The following is a 14136-nucleotide window of genomic DNA, read 5'->3' as shown; positions in this document are numbered from 1 at the left end:
CCTGGATACAGCGACGACGTCGACCGCGGGCCTATGACCATGACACGGGCAACTCATCCGCCTTCATCGTCTGACGATGACCTTGTACTCCGACTCGCCGCCGAGGCCTACCTCGACCGCTACACCGGTACCGAACTTCGGCAGGATGTGACACCGAAGCCGGCTCCGGTAGCTCTCGATCGTCCGCGGATCCAGATCTTGGGCCGGGAACCACCGCTCCAAACACGACCGCAACGCGAGCCCGACCGCCGGCCGGCTCGATCCACACCCCGGCGGCGCTGATCAGTCTCCATGTTCTCGCGGCGGGTCGCACCGGGCCCTTCCGAGGAATGTTCGGCCCGGCTGTGGCGCGGGGGCCGGCCGCGTCGTCCTCGTGCCGGATGGCGTCGTACCTGGTCGCCGCGGCGTTCTCGCGGGGCGTCGCGTTCGGCTCGGCCATCCGATACTCCCCCGGCTCCAGCAGCTACCGGACGGCCAGAGGCGCGGCACGCCGGACGCACCATGGAATTGTCATCTTTCTGTCCGAAAACGACTGCCCAAAGCAATTGACAGTACGCCAGAAGCTGGTCTGGCAACGAATCTGTCATTTCGTCGACGTACTAGTAACGGCAATACCGGCCGGAACGAATGAACGGAGGCGTTGCGCGCCGTGCCTGGCCGCTCACGAATCCGCCCGAACCCGTCCGGAGGACACTGATGACGAGCACCGAAACGGTCATGACCGCGGTGGCGCAGACACTGTTCCAGGTCGCGGCCGACGGCTGGGTCGCCGTGGTGGCGTGTCCGCTCGACGGGTCCGAGGCGGAAGGCACGTGGCTCGTCTCGTACGGCCGCACCTGAGCTTTTGCGAAAGACAGTCGAGGTACGTCGGCCGGAAATCCGGACTGCAGTAGGGCGGGAGGTTCTCTTCCGTTGCCTGATCAAAGAACTTCCGTCCGACCGTCCCAGGAGGATCCGTGCATTCGTCACCGGCCGATCGGACGGCGGGCAGTGTCCCGTTGTTCCTCGACGTCCTCGTGAGATCCGTCGAACTTGCGCCCAACGACATCGAGATCGGCCTGATCCGGTTCTCCGGCTGGCAGCTGCACCGGATCGATCCGCTGCCGGCCGGTTTCGCCGGGCACGCCGCCTATCTCGTCCGGGTGAACTACGAGTTCGACGTGCCCGCCGGGGAAGCACCTCCGGCCTGGGCGGAGGTGTGGTTCGCCTTCGACGCCGCCGAGGTGATGGTGGTCGACGCGATTCCCCGCGCGGCGACGGTGGCCGAGCCCGCGCGCACCTACGAGCTGACCCAGCAGCTCAACTTCGTCCGCCGCGGCGAAGGCCGCTCCCTTTGGGCGGCCTACGCGAGCGAAACGAACGTCGCGCTGCCCGCTGTCCGGCCGGAAGTGGTCAGCTTCGGCCTCGGGGGCGCCCGGGTCCGGTGGCGGCATTCCGGCGGCGTCCGCGCCGGTACGCACACCGCGTGGCTGGTCCTGCTGGCCCCGCCGGACCGCACCGAGCTGCCGGTGCTGGCCGGGGGTGCTTACCACCTGATGGCGGACGGCGACCTCGATCTCCGCGCGAGCGGCGAGCCGGACGCGTTCAGTGTGCGGCTCCCCGAAGCGCCGGAACCGGAAGTCCCGGCCGGGCCGGCGGGCGACGGACGGCCCCGGGTCTTCGTCTCGTACGCGCAGGAGTCCACGGCGCACAAGAAAGCCGTCATGAAGCTCTGCCTGCTGCTGAGCGAGGCGGGCGTCGATGTACGCGTCGACCAGGACGGCTTGGAACACCGCCGTAACTGGGACGAGTGGACCACGACCCAGATCCTGCGCACCGACTATGTGATCGTCGTGGCGTCGCCGGCGTACCGCGCGGTGGGCGACGGCGAGCTCACCGACTCGACACGCCACCGCGGCATCCGATCGGAGTACAGCCGGCTGGCCGACCTCCTGCACCGCCAGCGGGACCAGTGGACGAAGAAGCTGCTGCCGGTCGTCCTGCCCGGCCGGAGGCCCGACGAGATCCCGCTGGCATTCCTCCCCGCAATCGCCGACTACTACGTCGTTCCGGCCTTCACTCTGGACGCGGCCGCGGAACTGCTGAAGGTGCTGTTCACCGACCTTGCAGGGTGAACCCCGCCCAGCTCTCGATACCGGTCGCACCGGAGCCGGGCCGCCTCAGCTCCACCAGCGTGTCCGGCAGCGCGTCGAGCGACGGCGATTCCTCGAGCAACGCGATCTGCGCCCGGCGCAACGCCTCGGCGGGAGCGAGACCGTGGCGGCGCACATTGTCGTGGAACAACCACATCAGCGCGGCCGTGGACCAGCCCGCGGACACCCGCCACAGAGAGCCGACGACGGTCCGGGCACCGATGGCCAGGAAAGTCGCCGAGAGCGACAGCGCTTCGTCGTAGTCCACTCCGGACACCTGCGTCGTGCAGCCGGCCAGGACGACCAGCGCGAGCTCGAGAGGCCGCGCCGGGCTCAGCTCCAGCAGATCCCGCGCCGACAGAGCGCCGCCGGCGAGTTCGATTCGGGACCCCAGCGGGCTGCGCACGTCCGCGAAGGCGTGGCAGGCGAGGTGCAACACACCGAGCGGGCCACGCAAGTGATCTCGAACTTGCTCGGGGGTGCCCGGACCGGCCGGGGCGGGGATCCACCGCCGCGGCGCTTGCCCGGTACCACCCAGGAAGACGCCGCTGGGGTAGCCGGAGTCCCGGATGGCCACCGCTTCGACCGCCCCGGCCGCCAAGTCGCCCGCCGGGTTCCCGACAAGCAGGGCCTCGTCGCCACGGATCTCCGGGCGCGCTACAGCTTCGCATAACAACCGCCCCGAAGGGACGTACGAGACGGTCGCATCCTGGACGAAGTGGCGGTCTCGGCCGTCGACCGGGCGGTAAGCGGCGTGCCAGGGCACCAGCCCGAGGACGCCGAGCGGAACCAGGACGAGCCGTGGTTCGCGGCCGGCGACCTCGACGGCGTAGCCGAGCAGCGCAGCGGCCGCGGCGTCCCACGCCCAGCCGCACAGCTCGCGCAGCTCGGCGCGCCACCGCTGGTACTCGGGGCCGGCCGGGTGAGCCGCGTCATCCCAAGCGGCGTAAGCCTCTTGGTAGCGCTTGACCGCCACGGCGTCGCCCATCGCGGGCAGTGAGCGCACGTGCGGGTCGCCCACCGCGGGGACGAGGACGGCAACGGCCGCGTGGTGGGCGTTCGCCGGCAGGATGTAGGCGAGCACATCCGAACCCTGCGCCCGCAGCGCGTCTTGCAGCTCCTCGACGGTGGGCGGGCTGAGCAGGTCTTCCGAGTCCTTCGCGAGGACGCGGAGCACTTTGCGCCGCAGGGCGCCCCAGCCGCTGCCCGGGCCACCGTATTCCGGCACCAGCGGCTCTTCGACACCACCCGCGGACTCCCATTCGAGCGCGAGTTCGTCCTGGCCGAGGGTGCTCAGCTGGGCAGAGACCGACCGCGTCGTGTTCGCCGACCGCAGCACCAGGCTCCGCCGGGCATCGATGATCTGGACGAGCTCCCCCACGGCGTCGTCGTCGACGCACCAGCCGGTCAGCTGGTCGGCGGCGTCCATCGCCGTGCGGGCGATCTCCGTCGCGTGCTCGCTGTCCGACTGGATCAGCACCCGCCACGCGGCGTTTTCCACGACTTGGCGGGCGAGCTGCCGGCTTTCGGCGAAGTCGCCGGGCCGGCCTCGCCGCCGCAGCGCGGCAGCGAGCGACGTCGCCTGTCCGGTCAGCAGCAGGGTGCCGTCCCGGCCGATCCCGGCAAGACATCGCCGGTAGGCGTCGATCGCGCGCTCCAGCGCCTCGGGATCGCCCGGGACCAGTTGCGAGAGATTGTCGTACGCGACGGCTCGCACACCGTGGAGCGGCATCGACTCCTCGCCGTCGGCCGGAACTTCCATAGTGGCCAACCGAGCGCAGATGTCCCGCAGCGCGCCGACATCCTTGTTCCGCAGGGCGGCAGTCACTTCGCCACCGATCGATATCGGTGCCAGCAGGCTCCCGAACAACCCCCCGGCGCGAGCGGGACCGCGGGCCGGCAACGGGACGGTGCCGAAGGCGGGCGCACCGACCCCGATGATCGTCTCGATCATGCCGAGAAGCGGCTCCAGAGCGGGCTCGGGTGGCAATGCGCTCAGGAGGTCCCAGGCGCTCCGGGCCAGAGTGTGGACCTCCCGTTGGTCCGTTCCGGCGTTGAAGGCCCTGATCACCCCGTGCACCAGGTGGAGCGCCGCGGCTTCGGCGCGCTTGGCCGGATCTTCCGCCTCGTCGTCACGCACGTCGGCGAAGTACGCCATCCCGGCTTCCAACGCGCTCAGGGAACCGGTGGCCGATCCCACCATGGCGAGCAAGGGAGCCATGAGGGTCACGAGTTCCCCTGGACCGTCCGGCAGGCCGGGAGCGGCGAACGCCCGCTTCAGGGCGGAGAAGTCCGCGTCGCCGTCGCCGGCGACGATGCGGGCAGTGTTGTCGAAGAACTCCGTCATCGCTTCGAGAAGGGTGCGGAGTTCCGGTGCCAGGTCCAGGGCGTCCAAGGCGTTCCGGAACAGCGGGCTCATCGAAGTGAGCAGCGTGCGGAACGCGGCGAGGTCGGCGGTCACCCCGTGGGAGTCGTGGACCACCAGGTAATACCAGGACATCCCGACCTTGTACGACAGCCACGCCGCCTCTTCGGACAGCCCGCCCGCGGCGACCGCCTCGTCGACAGCTGTGTGGGCTTGCCGCACCCATTCCACCACCGGTTGCCGTGCCAGCAAGTCCTGCAGGTCCGGCCGATTGCCGTCCTGAAACGCCGCCTCGAGCCGCCTGGCGTGGAATTCGTACGTCAGGCCGGGGTCGGGCACGGGAAGCCCGATGCCGTGGCCGACCGCTTCCAGAACCGCATCGGCATGGCGCTGCTCCCCGGTGCGCTCGAACAACTCGCCGTGCGTCTCGGCGAGCTGGCTCCAGACGTACCAGGCGTCGTCGGCCGCCGAGTCCTGCGCGGCGGCGCCGCGGGCCAGCCACTCGGTGGCCGCGGTGAGGTCAGTGACGCTACCGGCTTCCTGGCCGCGTTCGAGCAGCGCTTCGCCATACCACAGCTCGATTTCAGGGTCGGCCGTTCCGGCGGCGACGGCGAGACTGTCGATTATTCGGTCGAGGTCGTCGGGATCCTGCTTCTCCGCGAGTTCCCGGCGGGCCAGCACGAGCCGTGCCAGTTGCAGGTGCCGCTGCGGCTGCGCGGGATCGTCGTGGGCGGTGATGTCGGCTGCGGCGGTGGCCAGCGCGATGGCCGTCTGAAGGTCGTTCGGGTCGTCGTCCTTCGCATAACGGTCGCGGTGGAGGCCGGCTAGCAGTGACATCCCCTCGGGCAGCGCCGGGTGCCCGGCGGGTAAGCGGCCCAGTGCGTCATCCACGAGCGTGATGGCCTGCCGGAGGTCGGCGTCCTCCTCGAGGAGGTCGTGGCGGCCGCTGAGCATCCGGCTGCGGTGCAGGTCCAGGAGCGCCCGGGCGGCAGAGTCGGCCAGCTGCTCGCTCAGCTCGGAGATCGCCGTGAGCGCGTCGTCCAGCTCCTGGAGGCGCGTCTCCGGGGACACCGACTCGTCATCCCACAACGCGCCCAGCCGGTCGGTGCGGATGTCGGCCGTGGTGAGCACCGCTTCCGTGAGCTCCTCGACGGTCGACGCGGTCGTGATCGCCTGCTCACCCCAGTGCAGTGCGGCGGTCCACTGGGCGGGGTCGCCAGCGCTCGCGCGGTAGGCGTACGCCACGGCCAGCGCGGTCCGCCACGAGCACGCCAGTTCGTCGCCGCCGGCGAACGTGACGCCGTGCCGGAGCAGCAGCGTCGCGATGGCCAGGCCGGCCGTAAAACCGGGGGTGGTCTCGTCGAGCGAATCCAGCAGCAGGTAGCCGATCGGCCCCGTGCGTCCCGGATTCGCAGTCAGCGGGTCGTGCGCAACCTGGGCAGCCAATTCGCTCGCGCGTCCAAGAATCGCGGCCTCACTCAAGCCTTCTTCGCTCATCGGACCTCTCGTCAATCCACTGTTCCTAGGGACCCTGGTACAGGCGCAGCTGCACCCGCGTCGCGTCGACGCCGGCGAATTCGGTCAGGTCTGGTAGTCCTCGACCACACCGGCTCAGCCCAGGAGAGGTGCGGGCAGGCGTACTCCAGCGCCACGTCCCTCCGGAGGGCGGGCGCGCTCCGCACGGTTAGGCCCGCCCCTGGTTCGTTCCCCGCGCGCCGGATCCCGCACGACCACGGCGACCACCAATGCGGCCCGAGCCCGCGTCGTGGCGCCCAGCCCGATCCGTACCCGGATCTTGCTCCGCACCAACTTCGCCGCCGCAGTCCGGCCGTCCACAGGGCAAGGAGGACCACCTCGGCGACCTCCGGGCGGTCTTGCCGAGCAGGACGGCGTCGTACACCCGAGCGGCCGGCACCCGGAACGCCGCTGCTTGCCCGGGTGCCGGCACGGTCCCCGGCCGATGGCGCAGCGCGGCCACGGCCCGGCGGACCCGGTCGACGAGGAACGCCAGTTCGTCCGAGGTGTCGGAAGGGCGGGCGCCGGTCAGCCACGCGGTGACGACGGTCCAGTGTGGCCCAGCGCCGGCGTACATCGCGGCGAAAGAGGCGCCGGGCCGTCTCGTACTCGGCCACGGCGGCGGCCGACGCATCAGCCGGGCCGGGCGAGTCGAAGAAGGCTGACAACCGCCTGGCCTCGGGCTCGAGTTGGCCATCGGGCGTCCGAGCGCTCGAATCTCTCGTAGACCGGCTCCGGTCGCGACAGTCATCAGCGCAGTGACACTCTCGTAGTCCTCCATAGTGCCATTCTCCGATCCCACACGTGGAGTCCACGTGTGGGAAATAAACTTTTTCGGCGAAATGAATGTCAAGCCCAATAGAACATCCATTCGGATCGTTCCACCGCCCCAGCATTACTTCATCCGAAGTGCTCTGTCAAGCTCTCCGCGTCATCGATCGGACTTTTTAACCCGCGATATCACGACGCCGCATCAGTGACGTTCACCCGTAACAACCTTGACCACCCCGCGACTTACACGGCGAATCACGACCACCAGAGGGCGACACTCGCAAGAAAACTGGTGCACACCTTGACACAGGGCGTTGTCAACTATCCGAAGACGACGGCCGACCCGCACTGATCCGCCGGATCACCGGTGTCCGCAAGGACGGTTACCAGAATCTAAATAGGGACTCCGCCGACCCCGGCTGAGGTCATCGTCTACGTCGCGACTCCGAGTTCGGCAGCCCGCGTCAACCTGCAACACCACCGAGCGGACCGGCGTGCACCCAGCCGTCACCGGCTCGGCCAGCCGAGCCGCGAATCTAGTCAACGAAGCAAGCGATCAGAGAGGGTGACCCGGACGGTACCCGATCTACGTCATCCTGGACAGACTGTCGGCCAACCATCTCAGCTATCCGGATTTGAGGCTAGCGACACAACGTCGAGTTGTGCTTGACGCCAACATTACCCCTGGGGTCAACCCGATCGATCCACACTTCGGACCGTTACGTCAGTTCACCATCGCCAACTTCCTCCGGCCCAACCGGTCCGCACTACGTTGACGCAACGCAACCGACACCCCGACGTAGTGGCCGCACAACGCCAGAAAGGCGCTCGCATCCGCAGCCGAACACCGCCACCGGGGCCACAATCGACCCAGAGCAGCATGACCAACCCGAGTGGGGTTCGAACTCGACGTCCGCGCGTTACATCCATTCATCAAACCGAAGCACGACTGTTATCTTCATAAAGATAAGTACACACCATGAGAATTACTTACCAACCGACGTTGAGCAACTTCGATAATCACAATCCGAGAAGAAGACAAAAGTATGACACTTCGCATTACCTGTTTGATTCCGTCTTCCGCCGCGTGCAATCCTCCGTCGACGATCCTACAAAGAAAGGCGTGAGCCAACGATGACACAGGTATCCGACGAAACCGTGTCCGACACATCCTTGTCGGACGGGCAGATGATCATGCCCTTCTACCTGCTGGTCGACGTCTCGAGTTCCATGAGCGGCGATGTCGGCGAGCTCACCACCGCCATCAACGACATGGTGCAGGCGATCCTCAAGGACCCCGTGGTGGACGACCTGGTGATGCTTAGCATCATCACCTTCAATCACACGGCTTCGACGATCGTGCCGTTGAGCCCACCCAGCGACATCACTGTGCCCGCTCTGCACGCCAGCGGCGGCACGAGCTACGGAGCGGCCTTCAATGAGTACAACCGGGTGTTCGAGGCCGACCGCGCACGCCTGAAGGGCCAGGGCATGCGGGTCTACCGCCCGTGCGTCTTCTTCCTGACCGACGGCGCCCCCGGAGACTCCGACCACCTGACGACCTTCCGTTCGCTGTTCGCCTTCGACCCGGAGACCCGCAAGGGGAACCGCGCGTTCCCGTACTTCGTGCCATTCGGCTTCCGTGGCGCACCGAAAGACGTGATGCGCTCCCTGGCCTACCCCGATTTCGGTAAGACCAAGGGCCGCTGGTTCTCGTCCGGTTCAGACAAGGTGGGCGAAATCCTCCGCGCGATGACCGAGGTCATCGGCCGGACGGCGTTGAGCTCCGGCCAGTCGGCCGCCGCCGGCGCCCCGCAGATCATCCCGCCGGCGCCGACACCGGGCATGGACGCCCAGTTCGGCGAGGCCGGCGGAGACTGGATGTGAGCCAGGCAGCGGACCGTGCGCCACGACCACCGCTCGTGGGGGGCCGCGGCTCTCCCGCAGTCGGCGACTCCGGGCGGGCCGCCCGGGAGCTCGCCGCGGGAGAGCCGCCTGCCGGCCCAGCGGTGCCCGACCATGTGCTGTCCGAGCATTCGACGCCGGAGCTGGAGATCCGCGCAGCTTCGGTGCGGGGTCTGATGCACCGGCACGTCGGCACGCCCCGGCAGGACGCGTTCTCCGTGGTGCGCGACCCGCTGAGCGGCACTGTGGTGGCGGTCGTCTGCGACGGCGTCGGCTCGCTGCCCCGGTCCCACGAAGCAGCCGCCTTCGTCGTTGATCGGCTGCCACCGCTGTACCTGGCCTGTCGTGATTGGGAGAAAGCAGTGCTGACCGTGAACGCGGAGCTGGCGGCGTTCGCCCGGCAGACCAGCGCCAACGTGCCTCCGGAGCAGCAGGACGAAGCCGGCATGGCGACGACAGTGGTCGCCACGGCGGTGACACCCACGAAGACCGGCGTCCACGTCGACTTCGTCCGCAGCGACGACAGCACGGCGTGGGCGCTGTCGACCGCAGGCACGTGGTCCGAGCTCGCGGCCGACTTAGCCGCCGAAGGTGTGGTGCACACCGGCTCGGTCCGTGCGCTCCCCACCGAAGCCCCTCGGTTACGGCTCGCGCAGACGGCCCTGGACGGCGGGGCGCTGTTCGTCATGACCGACGGCGTCGACAACCCCCTGCGTGGCGCCGTCGAGGTTCGCGCGGAGCTGGCCGGCTGGTGGAGTGCGCCGCCGCCGATCTTCGACTTCGGCAGCCAGGTCGGCTTCGCCCGGAAAGGACACCTCGACGACCGCACGGTGGTCGGCTTTTGGCTACGCCCCGGGGAGGGTGAACAGCCGTGATCCGCAAGCAGGACCTGGGGCCGATGGACTACATCGCCAGCGGCGCGATCGGCGACGTGCACGGGTTGACGGCGTTCAGCCTCCCGGGGCACCCGGAGCTGGCCTTCAAAGAGATCAAGCCGGTCGGCGGAGCCGTCACCGCCTCCGCGCGCGCCCAAGCCCTCGACAGCATCGTGAAGATGGTGGCTTTCCGGGCGGGTCTCAACCAGGCGGATCGCGACGACCTCGACGAGTACACGACGTGGCCCCTCGACGTCGTCGAAGACCGCGGGCAGCCCTGCGGCATGGTGATGCCGCTCATTCCGGCAGACTTCTTCACCACGACCACGCCCCAGAACGGCAAGCCGGGGAAGCTCGTCATGGAGCTCCAGTGGTTATCCACAAAGGACGCCCTGGTGCGCCGGCTCGGCATCGACCGGTCCGGCTTCCAGGACCGGCTCACGCGGATCGCGTTGACAGCGCAGCTGGTTTACGCCGTCGGCCGGCTGCACAAGCACGGGCTCGTCTACGGGGACTTGAGCCTGAAGAACGCCGCGGTGGCGCTGAACCCATTGCGGGTCAAGCTGCTCGACTGCGACGCCGCGGCTTCGCTGACCGATCCCCAGCGGAAGCAGATGCACTCGCCATCGTTCAACCCGCCGGAGATGTCCACAGGCACCAAGCTCCAGGACGATGTCACCGACGTCTACAAGCTCGGCCTGTGCGTCATTCGGTGCCTGGCGCAGGGGGCCGGGATCACGCAGGCCAAGGACCCGGCCATCCTGACCGCCACGCTGGACCAGCCAGCGATCGACGTCATCGCCAGGGCCGTGGGCGTCGACCGGGCCCGGCGGCCGGACGCGCGCGAACTCTTCGACTGCTTGGAACGCAACCTCCTGGCCAAGGCCTCACCGCCCGTCCTCCGGGCCGCCTGGCTGGACCGCGACACCACCATTCGCGGCCAGGACATTCAGGTGAGCTGGAACAGCACCGGGGCCAAGGAGGTCGTCATCAACGGCGCCAACGGCCTGCGTACCACCGTGCCGGACCAGGGCACGCCCACCGGGACCTGCACGGTGACCCCGCTCGCGTCGGGCCCCATCCACGTCGAAGTGGTCAACAGCCACGGGAGCATCCGCATGCTCGCCGGTAACGCCACGCTCTACGAGCTGCCGCCCTTCCGGGTCGACCTGACCGGGCTTCCCCGGCCGGCGGTTCCGGGCATGTCGCCTGTGCGCATCCCTCCCGTACTGCACGCACTCCCGGCTGTACCCCAGGTGGGCACCGCAGCACACCCGGTGCCACGGGTCGAATTCCCGTCGCTGGACGCGGTGGCGGACGCGGTTTCCTCCGTGCGCACGGGGCCGCCGCCGATGGACCGAGTCGCAGCCGCGCTGACCGGCGCTTCAGGACCGGCACCGGGCAGCCGTTGGGCGCACCTCGCCGCTGCACCCGGCCCGAATCTTGCTGCTGCCGCCGGGAGCACCGCGAGTGGTGTGCACCAGGCGCTCGTGGACGCGCGTGAACAACTCAGGGACCGGGTGGCGGCCGAGGTCGCCACCGCCATGCGACAGGGAAGCCCAAGACCATGAAACACTCCCCTGGCCTCGCCGCGAACCCGCCACGGCGGTCCGGTGACACGCTCACCTGGATCGGCGGCGCCGACCGAGCCATCCTGCAGGCCGCACCGACGAACCGCAGTTCGTTCAGCCAGATGGGCCTGGTCGTGCTCGCGACCGCCGGGCTCGGCGTCCTGTCGATGTCGTTCGCCCTGCACAACGGCCTCCACCTGCCGGTGCCGCTGGCCGTCATGGGCGGCCTGATCTGGGGCTGCATCATCGCGGTCATCGACCGCTTCCTGGTCATGAACCTCAAGCTGCGCGGCGGATTGGCCAAAGCTTTCGTGGTCGTCGGGCTCCGCGTCGCGATCGCCGCGCTGCTCGGGATCGTGATCTCCACCCCGCTGGTCCTGCAGATCTTCGAAAAGGAGATCTCGGCCCAGGTCGTCCGGGACAACCTGGACAAATCCGTGTCGGACGGCAAGGTCGCCGCAGAGACACCGGAGTCCAAGCAGCTCAACGAAACCAAGGCGAAGATCGTCGAGGACGAGAACACCCTTCGCGGTATTCTGCCCGCCGCGGACTCGCCGGAGATCAAGAGCCAGCAGGAGTACCTGGAGAAGGCGCGCCAGGACGCCAAGACCGCGCAGGACGCCGCCGACACCAAGTACCGCGCCTGGCAGTGCGAGCTGTACGGGTCCTCCTGCGAAGGTTCCACCAGCATCCCGGGCAACGGGAACCTCGCGAGAGCCCGCGAAGCCGAGTACAAAGCCGCCAAACAGCAGGCCGACACGGCGAACGATGCGGTCACCAAGGCCGAAACCGCGGTCACATCGACGCGTGAATCGGCTTCCACTCAGGGACGTGACGCGCTCAAGAAGGCGCAGGACGCCGCCAACGCGGAGCTGCCCGGACTGCGCCAGCGAGCGAACGAACTGCAGGCTTTCGTCAACGGCAACGTCAACAACGTCAGTACGATGAACAGCAACGACAAAGGGATCCTGGCGCAGATCGTCGCGCTCGGTCATCTCAACAACAGCAGCAGTGCCGCCGCGATGACCCACTACTCCGTCGCCGGCCTGCTCTTCATGATCGAATTGCTTCCTGTCCTCGTGAAGGTCCTGACCAGTATGGGGCCGCCATCGGCTTACGAGCGTATCCGCGACGTCGCCGAAGACGCGGACGTCGAGAACGCGAGGATCGAAAAGCGCCGGGAAGCGCGCGACCGCGACGAGATCGAGCGGCGAGCCGCGGAAGACGTCAAGAAGGACGGCGCGGTCGTCGACGACATGCGCGCGCGCGAGCAGGACCTCGGCGTCAAGGCCAACAAGCGGGTCGCGAAGGAGATGGAGAAGATTCTCGACGCCGCATTGGCCCAGTGGGCACGCGATGTCCAGAAGACACTGCAGACCGCGGCCGGAGCGGGAACGAACGGAACCGCAGTCAATGGGATCGCCGGCCCGGGATCGCCGGCCGCGACCGTACCGCCTGCGCCCCAGCCGACCACGGGCGCTCCAAACACCGTCCGAAGCAAGTTCAACCTGCCGAACGGGAAGAAGATCGGCTCGACGAACGGGAGCACGCCATGACGGAACCGGTGGCGACGTGGGCCGGGTGCCTCGTCCTCGTGGTCGCGCCGGCACCCCTCTCAGCGACGGCCGCCGAGGCGGTTCTGCAGGTCGAGCGGATGATCTACAACGACCCCGTGTACATCGACGCAACCCGCGTTTCGTCGTCCGATGTGGCCGAACCGCTGAGCGGTGAACTCGACACCGTCGCGTTCACGCTGTACCGGGAACTGGTGGTCTGGGGAGCCTCGCCGGCGCGCAATCCCGCGCCACGTGCGACGTTCTGTGTGCTGCTGGTGCATCCGAACCAACAGGAAGCCGACCGCCTTGTCAACGCGCTGGCGAACAGCCCGCAGCTGAGTGAGCTCCCGATCATCTTCCGCACCGCCGAGGTGGCGGACCCCGGCACCGAAGATCGCGACGTCGTTCCCGAGCTGGTCACCCACGTGAAGGAAGCGATCGATGCAACGGCGCGCGAGATCGACCGCGATGCCGAGTTCAGCCTCGATGTGGACCAGCTATCACGCATGGCCGTGAACACACCCTTGGTGCCGTCTCCACCGCCGTCCTCATCGCCGGCTCCGGAGCAGCAGTTCCCGGAACCGCCCCCGGAGCACTCGGTGGTGCCGGCGCGGATCACCGAGGAACCAGCTCCGGTCGAGCCACCCGATCCGGAACTGCCGACACTCGCAGCGATTCTCCTGCCGGGCAAAAAGAACCGGCTGTCCCTCGCCGATCTGGTGCCCGACGCCATCCGCCACCGGTCGCAGGAGGTCATCGCTCGCCGGAACCTGCCGAGCTCCGGCGTGGACGTAATCAAGGAGCTGAGCGACCACACGAGCCGCGTCATCCTGCTGTATATGGTGTTCGCGTCCGAACCCTTGAAGCCATCACGGGGGAAGCGCAGGGCTCGGACCGAGTTCGCGTGCGCGCTCACCCGATTGCTGCTGGCAGAGGCCGTCGATCGGGATCCATGGTACGTACGGACATTCAGCGCGGGACGGAAACTTCTCCCCGGGCGACCCGTGACCGACCCGGAACTGGTGCGCCACCGCGACTTCCCGGACCAGTGGGGCCAGCACTTCGACCTGTTCGACATCGTGGGCGCCATTTCGGACGCCGCTGAACGGGACCGGTCGTCATTCCGGCGGCGGGGCGTCGAGCCTGCGCGGACAGCGGTGGTGTTCATCGCGGGGTCGGTGCCGCACATCTGCGAAGACACCAGGACGCGTCTCACCGCGCTCTGCTCAACCGCCACGGTCACCTGGGTCAGTTTCGAACCCGTCAGCACCGAGAAGGACGAGGAGCGGTTCGAATCCGCGGGTGTGCAGGTCTTCGAGCACCACGAAGACCTGGTCGATGAGCTGCTGCGAGCCGTCGACCCGCCACTCCCGCCACCCGCCGAGGCCGAGCTGACCGCGGTCTCAGCGGAACCGTCGCCCCAGAGCGAGGAGTGACCGGTGTCCG

Annotated in this window: 9 protein-coding genes; 7 read left to right on the top strand and 2 right to left on the bottom strand. The window is 68.3% G+C overall.

Annotated elements, in window-relative coordinates; translation table 11 throughout:
• Positions 1-63: 63 nt before the first annotated feature.
• Positions 64-222: a hypothetical protein gene (locus tag OG439_RS50490; RefSeq protein ID WP_442792265.1), complete on the bottom strand. Its 159-nt coding sequence runs from the start codon at positions 220-222 to the stop codon at positions 64-66.
• 474 nt (positions 223-696) lie between these two features.
• Here OG439_RS50490 and OG439_RS46205 point away from each other — a divergent pair, with 474 nt between their 5' ends.
• Positions 697-840, top strand: coding sequence for a hypothetical protein (locus OG439_RS46205; protein ID WP_326946653.1), 144 nt, complete (start codon positions 697-699; stop codon positions 838-840).
• Between the two features lie 116 nt (positions 841-956).
• Positions 957-2114, top strand: a complete 1158-nt coding sequence (locus OG439_RS46200) for a toll/interleukin-1 receptor domain-containing protein (RefSeq protein ID WP_326946652.1) — start codon at positions 957-959, stop codon at positions 2112-2114.
• Here OG439_RS46200 and OG439_RS46195 read toward each other — a convergent pair.
• Positions 2095-5994, bottom strand: a complete 3900-nt coding sequence (locus OG439_RS46195; RefSeq protein WP_326946651.1) for a CHAT domain-containing protein — start codon at positions 5992-5994, stop codon at positions 2095-2097. The genes OG439_RS46200 and OG439_RS46195 overlap by 20 nt on opposite strands.
• A 1947-nt stretch (positions 5995-7941) precedes the next feature.
• Here OG439_RS46195 and OG439_RS46190 point away from each other — a divergent pair.
• The 5 genes from OG439_RS46190 to OG439_RS46170 all read left to right on the top strand — a co-directional run bounded on the left by OG439_RS46190 (position 7942) and on the right by OG439_RS46170 (position 14126).
• Entirely contained in the window at positions 7942-8670 is a 729-nt protein-coding gene (locus tag OG439_RS46190) for a vWA domain-containing protein (RefSeq protein WP_326946650.1), read from the top strand.
• Between the two features lie 122 nt (positions 8671-8792).
• Positions 8793-9563, top strand: coding sequence for a protein phosphatase 2C domain-containing protein (locus tag OG439_RS46185; RefSeq protein ID WP_326946649.1), 771 nt, complete (start codon positions 8793-8795; stop codon positions 9561-9563).
• The gene (locus OG439_RS46180; RefSeq protein ID WP_326946648.1) at positions 9560-11134 is read left to right on the top strand and encodes a hypothetical protein; all 1575 of its coding nucleotides are present in this window, start codon (positions 9560-9562) and stop codon (positions 11132-11134) included. Before OG439_RS46185 ends, OG439_RS46180 begins: the two co-directional genes overlap by 4 nt.
• A complete protein-coding gene (locus OG439_RS46175) occupies positions 11131-12690 on the top strand; it encodes a DUF4407 domain-containing protein (RefSeq protein WP_326946647.1) in 1560 nt (519 codons plus the stop codon). Before OG439_RS46180 ends, OG439_RS46175 begins: the two co-directional genes overlap by 4 nt.
• Complete coding sequence (locus OG439_RS46170) at positions 12687-14126, top strand: hypothetical protein (protein WP_326946646.1); 1440 nt, start codon at positions 12687-12689, stop codon at positions 14124-14126. The genes OG439_RS46175 and OG439_RS46170 overlap by 4 nt, the downstream gene beginning before the upstream one ends.
• Positions 14127-14136: the final 10 nt, after the last annotated feature.

It is taken from the genome of Amycolatopsis sp. NBC_01307, assembly GCF_035975215.1.
In the GTDB taxonomy this organism is placed as follows: domain Bacteria; phylum Actinomycetota; class Actinomycetes; order Mycobacteriales; family Pseudonocardiaceae; genus Amycolatopsis.
The sequence above is the reverse complement of the archived record's forward strand: the minus strand, read 5'-3'. Positions and strand labels throughout refer to the sequence as shown.